This window comes from Isoptericola sp. NPDC056573 (assembly GCF_042793335.1).
Taxonomy (GTDB): Bacteria; Actinomycetota; Actinomycetes; order Actinomycetales; family Cellulomonadaceae; genus Isoptericola.
This window is the reverse complement of the sequence record NZ_JBHTUY010000002.1, coordinates 28,797-42,405: the sequence shown is the minus strand read 5'-3', so window position 1 is coordinate 42,405 and position 13,609 is coordinate 28,797. Positions and strand designations below refer to the sequence as shown.

The 13,609-nt window shown below is 65.1% G+C and carries 15 protein-coding genes; 8 read left to right on the top strand and 7 right to left on the bottom strand.

Going from position 1 to position 13,609, the window contains the following annotated elements; genetic code table 11:
• Positions 1 to 4: 4 nt before the first annotated feature.
• The gene (locus tag ACFQ8E_RS02915) at positions 5 to 700 is read left to right on the top strand and encodes a VOC family protein (protein WP_430549078.1); all 696 of its coding nucleotides are present in this window, start codon (positions 5 to 7) and stop codon (positions 698 to 700) included.
• Complete coding sequence (locus ACFQ8E_RS02910; RefSeq protein ID WP_430549077.1) at positions 690 to 1,895, top strand: acetyl-CoA carboxylase biotin carboxylase subunit family protein; 1,206 nt, start codon at positions 690 to 692, stop codon at positions 1,893 to 1,895. Before ACFQ8E_RS02915 ends, ACFQ8E_RS02910 begins: the two co-directional genes overlap by 11 nt.
• A 15-nt stretch (positions 1,896 to 1,910) precedes the next feature.
• Here the strand turns inward: ACFQ8E_RS02910 and ACFQ8E_RS02905 are convergent, their stop codons facing one another.
• A complete protein-coding gene (locus ACFQ8E_RS02905) occupies positions 1,911 to 2,909 on the bottom strand; it encodes a 5'-3' exonuclease H3TH domain-containing protein (protein ID WP_430549076.1) in 999 nt (332 codons plus the stop codon).
• Positions 2,910 to 3,204: 295 nt separating this feature from the next.
• On the opposite strand from ACFQ8E_RS02905, the gene ACFQ8E_RS02900 reads away from it, so the two are divergent.
• The 6 genes from ACFQ8E_RS02900 to ACFQ8E_RS02875 all read left to right on the top strand — a co-directional run bounded on the left by ACFQ8E_RS02900 (position 3,205) and on the right by ACFQ8E_RS02875 (position 7,693).
• Entirely contained in the window at positions 3,205 to 3,789 is a 585-nt protein-coding gene (locus ACFQ8E_RS02900) for a hypothetical protein (protein WP_430549075.1), read from the top strand.
• A gap of 25 nt (positions 3,790 to 3,814) precedes the next feature.
• A complete protein-coding gene (locus ACFQ8E_RS02895) occupies positions 3,815 to 4,141 on the top strand; it encodes a hypothetical protein (RefSeq protein ID WP_430549074.1) in 327 nt (108 codons plus the stop codon).
• The gene (locus ACFQ8E_RS02890; RefSeq protein ID WP_430549073.1) at positions 4,138 to 4,845 is read left to right on the top strand and encodes a DUF2637 domain-containing protein; all 708 of its coding nucleotides are present in this window, start codon (positions 4,138 to 4,140) and stop codon (positions 4,843 to 4,845) included. Before ACFQ8E_RS02895 ends, ACFQ8E_RS02890 begins: the two co-directional genes overlap by 4 nt.
• A 155-nt stretch (positions 4,846 to 5,000) precedes the next feature.
• Positions 5,001 to 5,837: a hypothetical protein gene (locus tag ACFQ8E_RS02885; protein WP_430549072.1), complete on the top strand. Its 837-nt coding sequence runs from the start codon at positions 5,001 to 5,003 to the stop codon at positions 5,835 to 5,837.
• Positions 5,834 to 6,967, top strand: a complete 1,134-nt coding sequence (locus tag ACFQ8E_RS02880; protein ID WP_430549071.1) for a DNA cytosine methyltransferase — start codon at positions 5,834 to 5,836, stop codon at positions 6,965 to 6,967. Before ACFQ8E_RS02885 ends, ACFQ8E_RS02880 begins: the two co-directional genes overlap by 4 nt.
• A gap of 99 nt (positions 6,968 to 7,066) precedes the next feature.
• The gene (locus tag ACFQ8E_RS02875) at positions 7,067 to 7,693 is read left to right on the top strand and encodes a hypothetical protein (RefSeq protein WP_430549070.1); all 627 of its coding nucleotides are present in this window, start codon (positions 7,067 to 7,069) and stop codon (positions 7,691 to 7,693) included.
• A 112-nt stretch (positions 7,694 to 7,805) separates the two neighbouring features.
• Here ACFQ8E_RS02875 and ACFQ8E_RS02870 read toward each other — a convergent pair whose 3' ends face one another.
• From ACFQ8E_RS02870 to ACFQ8E_RS02845, 6 genes are all read right to left on the bottom strand, one after another.
• Positions 7,806 to 8,462, bottom strand: a complete 657-nt coding sequence (locus ACFQ8E_RS02870; protein ID WP_430549069.1) for a DUF4145 domain-containing protein — start codon at positions 8,460 to 8,462, stop codon at positions 7,806 to 7,808.
• A gap of 69 nt (positions 8,463 to 8,531) precedes the next feature.
• Positions 8,532 to 9,770, bottom strand: a complete 1,239-nt coding sequence (locus tag ACFQ8E_RS02865) for a hypothetical protein (protein WP_430549068.1) — start codon at positions 9,768 to 9,770, stop codon at positions 8,532 to 8,534.
• Between the two features lie 199 nt (positions 9,771 to 9,969).
• On the bottom strand, positions 9,970 to 10,941 hold the full coding sequence (locus tag ACFQ8E_RS02860; protein ID WP_430549067.1) for a hypothetical protein: 972 nt from the start codon (positions 10,939 to 10,941) through the stop codon (positions 9,970 to 9,972).
• Between the two features lie 685 nt (positions 10,942 to 11,626).
• Positions 11,627 to 12,733, bottom strand: a complete 1,107-nt coding sequence (locus tag ACFQ8E_RS02855) for a hypothetical protein (protein ID WP_430549066.1) — start codon at positions 12,731 to 12,733, stop codon at positions 11,627 to 11,629.
• 268 nt (positions 12,734 to 13,001) lie between these two features.
• Positions 13,002 to 13,403: a hypothetical protein gene (locus ACFQ8E_RS02850; protein WP_430549065.1), complete on the bottom strand. Its 402-nt coding sequence runs from the start codon at positions 13,401 to 13,403 to the stop codon at positions 13,002 to 13,004.
• Positions 13,400 to 13,597 (bottom strand): hypothetical protein, encoded by a 198-nt coding sequence (locus tag ACFQ8E_RS02845; protein WP_430549064.1) that lies wholly within the window; start codon positions 13,595 to 13,597, stop codon positions 13,400 to 13,402. Before ACFQ8E_RS02845 ends, ACFQ8E_RS02850 begins: the two co-directional genes overlap by 4 nt.
• Between the last annotated feature and the right edge of the window lie 12 nt (positions 13,598 to 13,609).

Genomic DNA, 13,609 nt, shown 5'->3' with positions numbered 1-13,609 from the left:
GGTCATGAGCCTGGTGACGTTCAAGGACCTGTGCGTCGACGCCGTGGACGCGGCCACGCTGGGGGCGTTCTGGGCCGGCACCCTGGGGCTGCGGGCGGAGCCTCTGGACAACGGTGACGTTGTCCTGCGCGACCCAGGCCCCGACCCCGTGCCGGCGCGGACGATCTGGGTCAACACCGTGCCGGAGGCGAAGTCGGTGAAGCACCGCGTGCACCCCGACGTGCGGGCCCGGTCGCTCGACGAGCTCCCCGACCAGCCGCGCCTGACCGAGCCCGGTCGGTACCACTACACGACGCTGGCCGACCCCGAGGGCGGCGAGTTCTGCGTCTTCACGGACGACGAGGTGCCGGACTACCGGCTCAAGGACGTCGTCGTCGACTGCGCGGACTACCGGAGGGTCGCGGCGTTCTGGCACGAGCTGCTGGGCGGCACGCTCACGCAGGACGACGACATGGACTACGCCTACCTCGACGAGGGGGCGGGCGTCCCGTTCGAGTCGTTCGACTTCGTCCCCGTGCCCGAGGCCAAGACGGCCAAGAACCGCTGGCACTGGGACGTCACGCTGGACGACGGGGCCACCCTCGACGACCTCGTCGCCCGCGGCGCGCGCGTGCTGCGCGCGCAGGACGACGAGATCGGCTGGACCGTCATGGCCGACCCCGAGGGCAACGAGTTCTGCGTGTTCGACCGTGCCCGCTGACGGCGTGCCGGTGCGGCCGCTGGCCGTCGTCCTCCACTCGCGCCAGCCGCTGACGACGGACCCCGCGGACACGTTCGACCCGGCGGCCTGGGACGTCGTCGTCCTCACCGACGCCGAGGCCGGCGACGTGCTGCGCGAGGACGTCGACGCGGAGACGCCGCAGGTGCTCCGGGCCTCGCGGGAGGCCTGGGCCGGCACGATCCGGGGCCTGGCGGCGGGTCGGCCGGTCCAGATCGTCGCCAACGACGAGTACTGCGTCGCGGCGTGCGCCCGGCTGCGTGAGCAGTTCGGGCTGCCGCAGCGGCACCCCTCCCGGCCGGAGCACTACCTCGACAAGGTCGTGACAAAGGAGCGCCTCGCCGCGGCGGGGGTGCGCGTGCCGCGGTTCGAGGCGCTGCGCGACGGCGTGCCGGGACCGGAGCACGGCGTCCCGTGGATCGTCGGACGCGTGGGTCTCCCGGTCGTGGCCAAGCCACGGACGGAGGCCAACTCCCGCGGCGTGCGCGTCCTGCGCGAGGAGGCCGACCTGCGGGCCTGGCTCGCCGACCACGAGGGAGACCACGGCTGGCAGGTCGAGGAGTACCTGGACGGCACGTTCCACCACGTCAACGCCCTCGTCCGGGACGGCGAGGTCACCCCGGTGCAGGCCGGCACCTACCTTGGTCCGCTGCTCGACCTGCCGTCGGGACGCCGCCTCGGGGGCTGGACCGTCCCGCACGACGACGAGCTCGCGCGGCGGGCCCATGCGCTCGACGCCGCCGTGGTCGCCGCCCTCGGGGGCGAGGGCGCGTTCGTCGTCCACACGGAGTTCGCCCGCACCACCGACGACGAGCTGGTCGTCATCGAGGTCGCCGCCAGGGCACCGGGTGCCCTGGTCTCCGAGCTGGCCCGCCTGCACGCGGCCGTGCACCTGGAACGGGCCAACCTGGCGTTGCAGGCCGGGCTCCCCGTCCCGGAGGCGGGCCCGACGGGCACGCAGGCCGCCTGGGTATGGATCCCCGTGATGCCCGGCGAACGGTACCGCCGCACGCCGGCGACGACGAGCGGGCGGCTTGTGCACGTGCGTCGTGCGGCGACCAGGACCCACGAGGGAGCGTCGGGGTCGCTCGGGGTGTCCGTGCTGCTGTGGCACGCCGACCCGTCGACCCTCGCCGCCGACGTGCGGACCGCCGCGACCGCCGCCTGGTGCTCGTGAGGTCCGGGACGGGCGTCAGGGGCGCGCGGCGAGCGCGGTGAGCACGCGGTCCACGCTGGACCGGATGCCCCACCGCTCGGCGAGGGCGTCCAGCGCCTCGGGGTCCTTCGGCTCCCGCGGCAGGGTGTCGTCGACCTCGCCGACGGGGGCGTCGTGCGCGACCTGCACCACCGTGGGGGCGACGTCGAGGTAGGCCGCGGCGTCGAGCAGCTTCTGCCGCTGGGTCGGGGTGATCCCCTTCGCGCCGTGCTCGGCGGCGGCGCGGAGGCCGGCCAGGTCGCCGAACGCGGCGAGCAGCTTGGCGGCCGTCTTCTCCCCGATGCCGGGCACGCCGGGTAGGCCGTCGGACGGGTCGCCGCGCAGCGTCGCCATGTCGGCGTACGCCTGCCCGCTCGGCACGCCGTACTTCTCGGCGAGCCTCGCCTGGTCGACGACGTCGGGGTCGCGCACGCCCCGCGCTGGGTACAGCACGCGCACGCCGGCCGCGTCGTCGACGAGCTGGAACAGGTCGCGGTCGCCGGTGACGATGTCGACGCTGGCGGGCATCACCATCCCGACGGCGCCCGCCACGGGAAGCGCGGTCGCGGCGCTGCGGGCCACCTCGCGGGTGACCAGGGTGCCGATGACGTCGTCGGCCTCGAAGCCCGGCGCGCCCACGCGGGCGATGCCGAGCGCGGCCAGCACGTCGACGATCACGGGGACCTGCGGGGTGAGCGCGTCGGGCACCTCCTCGACGTCCGGCTCGCCGGCGGGCGTGACCGCGGCGACCCGGTGCTCCTTGTAGGACCCGATCGCGTCGACGCGGAACGCCGGCCGCCAGTCCTCGTCCCAGCACGCCACGAGCCGGTCCGGCCCGTGCTCCGTGACGAGGAACGCGATCATGTCGAGCAGGCCGCGCACCGCGTTGACGGGCTTGCCGTCGGGGGAGCGCAGCGAGTCGGGCAGGCCGTAGAAGGCACGGAAGTACAGGCTCGCGGTGTCGAGTAAAAGCAACTTGCCGCTCCGAGAACTCACGCCCACACCCTAGCCACGAGTACGCCCCGGCACCTGCTGCAACAGGTCCGGGGCATGGCCGGGATGGAGCCCCGACGTTGAAGAACCCTACTCGCACGGCCCCCATCGCGTACATGGTCGCGGAGCGCCGGCCCTGGACCGGGAACCGCAACTGGATCATCGGAGATGAATGGTCTCGCACCTGCACGACGCTGGCCGAGGCCGAAGAGGTCGCCGCGCGATGGCGGGTCGATGGGCAGAGCACTCCTGAGGATGTCGCCGTTCTCGCGCTCGTGCCCGTTCTCGGTGGTGCTGCGTGACCCTCACTGCACACGCGCCAACGCGCGACATCCTGACGAGCCTCGCCCGTGCGGGCTGGGGTGACATTTCCGGTTCCGAGCACAAGGGCACGCGGGCGATGCTGCGCGCCCTGGTTGACCTGCTCCCATACGGCTCCGGCGAGGGGCTGGTGACCGCTCCACAACTCGCGGACGCCTCCGGCTACTCCGAGCGCTGGGTCCGGTCCCGCCTGTCCGAGCTCGAGGCGCGAGGGCTCATCATCTGGCGCCGTGGCGGCGTCGTCGCCGGTAAATGCGTCCCATCGCACGTGCGCATCGCCAAAGGCGCGGTCCTGGCTCTCGTGGGCCTGGCTCGCTCGATGAAGGACGCCGCCGTCGACGCGCGACGGGCAGTGACACAACGTCGTGTTGAGGGCGTGTCGTTCGTGCTCGGCAAACGTCGTCGCTCTGCCATCCGGAACTCGCTGCAAGCCTCCTCGCCCTCACGGGGAAGTCTCCCGACGATTCCCCGTCGTGACGCTTCTCCTCACCACGAGTGCTCGCACGGCGAGCCGCGTGGCTCCGCCTACTGCGCCCTCTGCCGCCGTGGCATCCCTGCCTGACCAACCAACAACAAGGAGCAGCCATATGAGCACCCATCAGACCCGGACGTTTACTGACGAGGTCAACGCTGCGTTCATCCATCTCGACGAGATCATGAGCAGCGCCGTCCGCGAGATCACGTTTGCCAGCCTCAACTCCGGCGTCATCGACCGCGACGCCGCCCAGCACGCCTCGGACAGGATCGTGAGGCGCGCGGAGAAGGCCTACGAGCGCATCCTTGCCGACGTGCCGGCGCACCTCGCCGCCCGCCAGCTCGCAGCCGTCCTCGCGGAACTCACGGTCTCCACCACTACGACGTGGGTTGTTGCCACCCACGTCGCCATCAGCTCAGCGCGGAAGGACGACGAGTGAGCAGCCAGCGCCTCAACCCAGACTCGCGGCCCGTCCTGTGGACCATCGCGATGGGCACCACCATCGTCTTCCTCGCGTCTTTTGCCCTGTCGTCCGTCGCACTCTACGACGTGGCGGGATGGGCGCATGTCCCGCAGGGGCTCGCCTGGGCCGTCCCCGTCATGCTCGACGTCGCCCTAGTCGTCTACAGCCTCTCAGCGCTCGTGAGGCGGGCTCGTGGACAGTCGGCTTGGTTCTCCTGGTGCCTGCTCGCCGCGTTCACGCTGGTCTCGCTCCTGGGAAACGCTGCGCATTCGCTCGGTGTCTCTGAGGCCGCTCAGCCGTTCGTCGGCACAGTCGTCGCGGCCATGGCTCCGGTCGCCGCACTTGCAGCCCTTGAGAACCTCGCAGGCCTGGTCGTAGCGCGCCCTGACGCCCGGACAATCCCTGCGGCTAGCGTGGACGGCGACGTGCAGCACACGGACAATATGGTCATGCTCCGCGAGCTGACCGCGACCGAGGCCAACGAGCTCGACATTCTCGGCACCCTCGCCAGCCCCCATCCCCAGTCCAAGCGCACACGCGACAACCTCGCCGTCATCCTCGACATGCACAGGCGCGGCGAACGCCACCAGAGCATCGCGAGGGCCGTGGGCATGTCCAGAACTCTCGTCGACCGGGCAGTGCGTGACATGCAGGCGGTAGGGCTGGTGCGCGCGGCATGACAGCCGTGAGCGACAAGAGATCCCGCCCGACCGCCGCCAAGGAGCCACCCCACACGCATGTTCCCCGCGAGCGCGCTGCCACGTGCAACGGGCGAGAGCTAGCCCCGCGCCGCGACAGACCGGGCCATGTCCGCCCCTCCCGGTACCCTGGCGCCATGCCCGCTGCGCCACGTAGAAGTCTCCAGTCACATGGCTTGTCGAGCCGCGTCTACGTCCCAATCCTTCTCCACATTTTCCGCGCCAAGTACGCAGAGGGAATGCGGGCCATCCCATTCACACTCGACGACGTCCGGGACGCAGCGCTCGCACTTGACATTACCGTCCGCAATCCGGCTGACCTTGTTTACAGGATGCGCTCACGAACGGTAATTCCGGCCGAAATAACCGCCCACGGCTTCTACATCATCCGCCAGATCGGCCGAGGTAGTTACAGCCTCGAAAAGGCCAGCAGCGCGATTATCGAACTGCCCGACACGATCCCGACCGAGGCGCTCGACTTGACGCCTCTACCGGTGCGTCGACTTCTACCCGAGAACTTAGCCGACGTTGACGAGCAAGCATTGCTATCCGTCGTCACATACTGTCAACTTCTCGATCACTTCACCGCACTGCGAGTGTTCCGCCTGCGCTCCCACGTCCGCAAGAGCGTCAACCAGATCGGCCAGGCCGAACTTGATGAACTCGACGTGGGCGTCGCCGTTCGCGACGATGAGTTGCCCGTGGTGATCCCGATCGAAGCAAAGGCAGTCGCGGATCCGGTGAACCGTGTTCAAATTGCAACTCAGGTCGCATTCTGCAAGCACTACTTCCCCAGGCATGAGGTGCGGCCACTTGCCATCAAGGTCGACGAGCGCGGGATACTCCACTTCTTGGAGTTCAATGTAACCACGGAGCCAAGTGAGGTATCGGTGACCAGAGCGGAATCCTATCGTTTAAAGTTGTCCGACGCGCAACTTGCACTCGTTCGCGATACCAAGTCGGTCGTGCTATGAGCGATCGACCGATCGCTATCGAGCTTTTCTCTGGATGTGGCGGCACGAGCACCGGATTGCTCGATGCGGGATTCGATGTCCGACTCGGGGTCGATTTCGACGCGCCGAGCATCGTCGCGTTTAGGCACAACCACGAGTATCGCGGTTCTAAAGGCGTCGTCGGAGATGTATCCGTTTTGAATGGGAACGAACTTCTCGAAATTGCGGGTGTCGACCGCGTGGACCTGCTGGTAGGCGGCCCACCGTGTCAGCCGTTCAGCGTTGCAGGTAAGCGGCAGGGCTTGAACGACCCCAGAGGGTTCCTCGTCCAAGAGTTCCTGCGTTTGGTGAAGGAATCTGATCCACGGGCCGTCCTTATCGAGAACGTCCCCGCACTCGCGACGAGCCATGATGGCTATGTCCTTCGTACAATCGAATCGACGCTGTCAGAGCTTGGTTACACCACTCGATCTGCGATCCTGAATGGCGCACATTACGGAGTACCGCAGAATCGTCGTCGGTTGATCATCGTAGGCATTAAGGGTGTGGATCCGTTCGACTTTCCACCGATGCCCACTCACGGCGACGACACGCTGCTCACCCAGCCTATAATCACCTCGCGAATGGCAATCGGAGATCTGCCTAATGTGGATCAGCCAGAAAGTCACGACGTGCCAAATCATGAGCCTACAAATCACACAGATCAGATGCTCAAGCGCTTTGCAACTCTCGTGCCCGGCAAGCGGGAAAAGGGATCGTTTCACGACCGCCTCCACCCAGATCGCCCCAGTTACACGCTCCGAGCTGGCTCCGGCAATTTCTCTCCGCTTCGCCCCGTGCATTACGAGCACGATCGCGTGATCACGGTCCGTGAATCCGCTCGCATCCAGGGCTTCTCGGATGATTTCATCTGGCCCGACTCGCTTTCGCGGCTTCAGCAGTACCGACAAGTCGGTAACGCGGTGCCCCCGCCACTCGCGCGTGCAGTCGGAGAACATATCGCCAAGATTGTTGGTTGGAACCTCGATCCGATTGCCTCAGCAGGAGACGTCTCTACGCGACCGAATGGACTCACTATGACGGCAGCTGAACGCCAAGCGCGACGTGAACGGTTCCACCGCGGTGGCGCTAGCTATGGCAAGGTCTCATAGGTCCGTACTGACGATGCCCCCACCCACTCGCCAGGGCAAACCTGGGCTCAAAGCCGCCGAGGCAGCGGCCCCGCGCCCCCGGTGCTTCATCCTGTGGTGATGGACGTGCCTGACCTTGAGCCAGAGACCTGGGTTGCCCTCGCCGCGGCGGGAGTTGCGTTGCTGGTAGGACTCACCGGGCCGTTCGTGAACGCTCGCACACAGCGACGCACCCTCTCCGCCCAGCGCCAGATGGCAAATGACGAACGCCTATGGATCAAGCGCGCAGCGCTCTACGAAGAGATCCTCCGATGGTCTGGCGAGGCCCGCGAAAAGTTTGTATGTATCGCCCAGGACGCCGTCGACGACGACGTCCCCGAGGCAATCCAGGGATTTCTCGATCACGACGCACCGTTCCCTCTTGAAATTCAGGTCGGGCTCGCGGCCTATGCCTCGGCGCACGTGAACGAATTGGCCACAGGCTTCCAGGACGCGCTGGCCGACACGGCGCGAGCAACCTTGCGGCGCATCGAAAGCCCAAACACTGCGGACGTAAATCCGGACGACGAATGGCTTCGGCTTTACGACCTCCATCGAGCCTACGCGAGACGCATGGCGCAGGTCATGTCAGACGAGCTGGCCGGCATCCCGATCGCGAGAAGCGTCAGCCGCCGAGAGCGAGCCCAGCTATGGTGGGGAGACGTTCGCACCGGCGTTCTCCGCCGCATGAGTGGGGAGCGGGAGTGAGCAGACTATATCTAGGCGAGGCTCGGCGCAGACTCCGACTGTCGAATACGAGCAGCCAGCCCACCAGCCACTCAGGCTACAGCCCGGCTTGCCACACCCCTCGGGCCGCCCCCTAGGAGGCCGAATCCGAAGGTGGAACCTGGCCAAGCATCTTCGCCATAGTAGCCCGAGCCTCGTACGCGACCTGCAAAAGAAGGTACGTAAACGTACCAATCATTGTAGCCATATCCTTCTCGATAGCTGGTAGGTCGTGCGTTGCACCGTTCCCGGACTTCCGAATTTGGTCCACCCACGGCTGCATCTCTCCTGAGATGAGGCCGTTGTCTTGAAGGTGCCTCACTGCCTGCTCAAACGACGGCGCACGACCGCCGCCGTCCTTTGCAGGCAGACCGCGCTCCACAGCGACGTGAAGGAGGATCTTGCGGCACATCAACACGGACGAAGTGTAGGCGCCATTGGCATGGCAATTGCGTACCTCGTTCCACGCGCTCTCGATGTCGTCCGGAAGGCCACCGACAGCTCCGAGAGGCGTCCCTCCAGGAGAAAGCACACCCTGGTTCACCACACTACCCTGGCGGCAGCTTACGCATCGGAGCCACAGCGTCACAAAGCCACGGTATCGGTCATCCAAACTCTCTGCCGCGGCGATCACGAGATGTTGAGCCCGACCACACGCATGGCAGCTTACCTCGAACCAGTACGACGAGTCGTCCGCGCCGTGGCGACTGGTGGCACTCACTACGGTCAGGTCTTCGACGACACTTCCCATGCCCAGGATTCTAGTTGCGAGCACCGCCGTCCACCACCGTCAGACTCGAGTATCACCCTCGCCGCTCCTCTACAGGCGATGCGCATCGCGCCAGCCGTCAAGAATCTCCGATGCAACCCTCCAACTCGTGTCCGACAGGCCGCCCTGCAACTCGCTCTGCTTCTTTTGTCCAATAGCCGCCAAAACGCCACGCTGCTCAATCTCCCCCGCGGCGATGTTGCCGATCTCAACCTCGACCGACAGGAATTTGTCGATTCGCCGGACACTCTCCACAACCTCCCGCGGGCTGAGGAACCCTCGTAGCTCATCAGCGTTGCCCGCTTTTCCAATGCCCTCGGTTATGGCCTCAAGATTCGCGTAGGCAACAGCTAGGAAATGGGTCAGGTCCTCTCGCCTTACCAGCACTCTCCAGACCGCGGGAGCAACTCGGTCTAGAGATGCCGTCAGCATCTCCTCGTCCTCAACACGAGCCATGACTCTGGGCATCTCGCGCCAGAGTTCCCGAATCACAAGAAAGTCAATCAGCCAAGCGTGGTGATCCGCCATCCCGATTACCCCTTTCCCGTTCGCCGCCGCCGCACTCTTTTCAAGTAGCTCGCGCACCAGGGAATCGAAGAGAGGCGTCGTTGCCAAACCAAAATAGATCGCGCTTGCTAGCCTGTCGTTAGCCTCATTCTGCTTCTGGCGCGCCTGAAGATAGAGAACGGCTCCGATGAGTAGGCCAACTAGCGTAGCCGCGAACGAACCGTAGGAAGGCGCAAGCAAAGACAGTCCGACTGCCAGAATCGAGATTGGCAGCCAGGCAACGCGCCGAAACTCGGCCTCACTTCGTACGCGGTCGTACTCCTGAAACTGCTCAGCAGACTTCGACGCGAGGCTCACGTCGGCGATTCGGTACTCGGCAAGCACCAAGTTCAAGGCGACTTCTCGCACGACAACGGGGTAGCTGCTGAGCTGCTCGCGCACCGCGTCCCGCAAGTAAGTAGCCCCGAGGAGATCGACGTCGCTATGGCTTCTCTTGTGCGGCTTGCCGGTGCGCCGCCAGAAAGCCCTATAACCGAAGTTGGTGGAAAATGCGGAAAGCGAAGTCGCAAACACACCGAAGAGATATATTGCGAAGGCAAGTACCCCAAGCGTGGCGGCGCCCGGTAGATGCTTAACGATCTCACCCAACTCGGACACCAGGCGCCACTCCGAGAATGCTGAAGGCGCAAACGCCTGAACGAACACGAGAACCACGGCCGTCCAAAGACAGCCTGCCACGAACGGGGTTCTAAACTCCCGTACCCCAGGCAGCACGGCTGCCATGAATCCCATTGTGCCCCCTTAGATCTGATACCTGCGGGACATAGTACAGCGGCGAACGGATGCCAGCTTGCCTACGTCAACGTGGGGGTATGACCCCGCTCCAGACCCACGTGGTCCGCCAGCGTATAGCAGACGAGGTCCTGTACGGGTTTCGAAGTTTTGTCCCGCATCATCGCGATCGATCGCGAGGCGGGGCGGGCTAGGAAAAATCCCGATAAGGAACGGTGCTTGCTGTGACGGTCGGTTGGTTCTGCCAATCAGGAACACCGGACGGGTCGGCGAGCATTGGCATTTGTTCACTTATCAGCTTCTGCATTGCCCTGGCCGATGCCTCACCGCCCGCCAGCGGGCCAAGGCACGCCGCTTTGACCAGCGGGCTGAATAGAGGAGCCGTCTCTACGTAGGTCGTCAGGCCTCGGCCCCGGCTTCTGATCTTAGGGCTTGCCTGCGTGGTGAAGCCGTCTTGAAAGACGAGGCGCACTTCCTTCTCCTCGGCGTACGCCTGGTGCTTCATATATAGCGAAGCGACCTCAAGCATGTGCGCCGCGATCAGGGTTTCATCGGCATACTCGGACGGATCAATCGCCTCAATCATTCTCGCCGTTGCGCGAACCATGGATTCGGCCGCGCGACGACAATCCTCGATACCATACTGGACGCGGCGCCATGCGCCAACGAATCCAAAGCGTTGCAGATAATCGTTGTCCCACGATGCGTGGTCAGCGATCCATTGCCAGCCTTCTCTCGCTTGCTGGAGCCATGCTCCGGGATTCGCTAGTTCGAGCTGAATGTCACCGTAAAGGCGGTACTGGTTTAGCGAGTCCGGCAGTTCAGAACCACAAACGACGTAGGCGATGGGCAGCACGTTCAACGACTCAAGGTCTGAGCTGGTTAGACTCGTGAGTTCTCTCTCGGCTCGCGGACTGAACTCGCTTCGAAGATCGAGAATGCTCTGCCGGATGATCTCCCAGCCAAAAAGCCGCTCCGAGGGATCGTTCATCACGCTCACGTCTAGCGCGTGCATCACACCGGACTCTGCGATTAGTGCGGCGGAGGCTGCATGGGTGTAGTGATATACGGGGCCATCGTATACAGGCGGCAGCGGGTCCAGGTCGAAATTTGGAGCGAGGTTTCGATACACGAAATCCGGAGACTTGCCGGGATTCGTCATGTTCGTGTCTCCTTGGCTCGTACAGTCGTGCGGCGACTCTACTGGATCCGCTCGCCTTCGGCAGGGCTGCGCGTCCGGATCGCCGCTCGCGTTTGGAGGTTTCAGCGTTATCTCGCATGCGCAGTGGCGCCCACCGGGCATGCGCACCGTCCAACTGCTTCGTGATCGTTGCTGGACGGTGCGCGGAACCGCACTTACCTGCTACGCGGATGCTCGGCCGCTAGGGCAGATAGTCCTCGTTCGGCTGAGATCTCCGCGTCGTATCTCCGGTGGCATCCAGGGCAACGTGGGTAGTAGTCGGTCAGGTCGACGCTGTATCGCAGCAGATACCCACCACGGGCTTCGAGTCGCTCACGATCGCCGCTGTAGTGGGCGTACGACCACTGGCTGGCCCTCTTCCCGCAGTCGTAGCACTCATGCACGCCAGCGCTGCCAAGAGACTTACGAAGCCTTTGGTGCATGGCGTCGTACGTCAGAGTGTCATCGGAGTGGCGCACGAACTTCCCGGAGCAAATTCGACACTGGTTGGCGCGACCAGCCTTGAGGTGTGCGAGTTGGACTCGCGACTCGCTGCCGCAGTCGCAGATGACTTGGACGTAGCGGCGTCCATCGTTTCCCTGCTCGGGCTCCCCAAGGACCGTGCGCTTGCCGAACCTGCTGCCGTTGAGGATCGGATCCGCTGCGATCATGCGGCAGCCTCGAAGGTGAAGGTGGCCAGGAAGATGCTGACCGTGCCCCGGTCCCTCGTGCGGTGGTAGCCGGTGCTTGTCTGCTGGAGGACGTCCCCGACGTTCATGGACTCGCGGGTGAGGTTGGCAGCGCGGATGCGCCCGATCCCCTCGATGACCTTCCCGACCCGCCCCTTGACGACAGTTTCGGCGCAGCGCTCCGGGTACGTGGCCGGGATGCGGTGCTCGTACCCGGGCGTGACCCATGCGTCGAAGCGAACCTGGATCGTGACCGTACGGATGCCGGCGGCGACGGTGCTCTCGGTAACGGCAGAGCAGATCACCTTGGCTCCAAGCCCGTTCACGTCGACAGCCTTGTACCCGTCGGCTCCCATGATGACCTGGCGCTCGGGTTCCTTGGTGTTCGCCAGCATGGTGAACAGGAGCCCTTCTGCGAAGCTGCGAACCATGTGGTCCTGCACCTTGCCGGGCAGGGTCGGCATCGCAGGCCAGACGCCGGTGGCCACGATCGTGAAGGCGTCCCGCTGTCCCGACGTCGCCACGGGGTGGACGTTGAAACTTCCCTGGACTGCGGCGGAGGTCAGAGCACTCTTGACGTCGTTCGCGTTGATCGGCGTTCGCATGAAACGTGGCCGGTGGAAGTGTGCCTTGACCGTGCCCGCGAGCGATCCCCAGGGCTGGGGGTGTCGGGCAGGCTCCGCAGCGTGAGGCTGGAGGAGGTACAGAACGGGGAGCTCCTTGCCCGGGTCGTCAGGCAGGTCGTCGACGACCTTCACCGTCACGCCCAGTTCGTCCCTGAGGGCTTCGGCCATCGCGTCCGCCACGATCGGCAGGAACGGTGCACCCGCCTTGAGTCGCTTAAGCTCCTCCTGAGCTCCCTCGAGCAGAATCCGGGCACGCTCGATGTTCGCCTGCGACGTAGCGAACTGCTCCGTCGTCACGCCCTCGTCGCCGGCCCCCAGTCGCGTCTGGAACTTCTCGTGCTGCTGTTCCGCCTCCTCGTGGGCGGCGGTCCGGTGCTGGATGGTCTGCTCAGTGGCTGCAACCTTCGCCTCGTGCTGGGCGATGGCTGCGGCCTTGGTGTTCTTAGCCTTGATGGGCACTTGGATGAATCTCCTTGCATTGATGTTGTGTGGTGGTGGCCGCGCGGACGCGCGGCAGTTGACGAGTGATCTCGAACAGAGGTCCTGGATCTGGGCATGCTCCTTGGACCTTGATTCCTAGATCTTGTTCCCCTTCCTTCTTCCCCGTGGAAAGAAAGAAAGGTTGCGACCTGTTTGTGCAGGTCAGAGAGTCAGGGTGGTGACGGACGGTCACCGAATCCGCTGGCTCGGCAACTCTCGGTCACCGAACACGCGGGATCGGTGAATGTCAGGAACCGGGTGGGCGGCCAGGGCACGGCGTCTCGCCCTGGACCTTGCTGCCGTTCTGCACACTCATCCCAGGGAAGGCGATGCACTCGCTCCACGACCCCGGGGCAAAGACGCCCCAGTCGGTGAGCCGTTGGATCGCCTTCGTGACCCCGTGACGTGTCGGCTTGCGAATCTCACCCGCGCCCGGCCCGGACTTCACGACGTACGCCAGAACCTCGCGTAGCTCGCCGCGACCGAAGTGGGCGTGGCCAGAGAACTCCAGGCGGGCACGGGCGAACGCCACGATTCGGACGTCCATGGACGCCTCGACGTTGTTCGCGAGCTTCTCGTCCGCAACAGCGCTGACGCCACGCCAAGGAACACCGGCACCGAAGTTCACACCCTGACGGGGCTTCCTCACGCGGCAAGCCGAGGATTGGGTGTCCCCCAGCCAGCGGCGGCACCGAACGTGTCGAGCACCTTCGATCCCAGGACGTCGATGCGCTGAGCCGTCGAGTGCTCGGCGATCCATCCCTCCTGACGTAGCAGATCGAGCCAGCCCATTAGCGTCTCAGAGGAGATGCCCACCTCCGTTGCGAGGTCGGTGCCGCGCATGCGCACCACGGG

Bases quoted from the DNA above. Each gene is read 5' to 3' on its own strand.
- ACFQ8E_RS02895 (WP_430549074.1), top strand. From the start codon at position 3,815: ATGAGCACCCATCAGACCCGGACGTTTACTGACGAGGTCAACGCTGCG.
- ACFQ8E_RS02885 (WP_430549072.1), top strand. From the start codon at position 5,001: ATGCCCGCTGCGCCACGTAGAAGTCTCCAGTCACATGGCTTGTCGAGC.
- ACFQ8E_RS02915 (WP_430549078.1), top strand. From the start codon at position 5: ATGAGCCTGGTGACGTTCAAGGACCTGTGCGTCGACGCCGTGGACGCG.
- ACFQ8E_RS02845 (WP_430549064.1), bottom strand. From the start codon at position 13,597: ATGCGCGGCACCGACCTCGCAACGGAGGTGGGCATCTCCTCTGAGACG.
- ACFQ8E_RS02870 (WP_430549069.1), bottom strand. From the start codon at position 8,462: ATGGGAAGTGTCGTCGAAGACCTGACCGTAGTGAGTGCCACCAGTCGC.
- ACFQ8E_RS02875 (WP_430549070.1), top strand. From the start codon at position 7,067: ATGGACGTGCCTGACCTTGAGCCAGAGACCTGGGTTGCCCTCGCCGCG.
- ACFQ8E_RS02865 (WP_430549068.1), bottom strand. From the start codon at position 9,770: ATGGCAGCCGTGCTGCCTGGGGTACGGGAGTTTAGAACCCCGTTCGTG.
- ACFQ8E_RS02860 (WP_430549067.1), bottom strand. From the start codon at position 10,941: ATGACGAATCCCGGCAAGTCTCCGGATTTCGTGTATCGAAACCTCGCT.
- ACFQ8E_RS02880 (WP_430549071.1), top strand. From the start codon at position 5,834: ATGAGCGATCGACCGATCGCTATCGAGCTTTTCTCTGGATGTGGCGGC.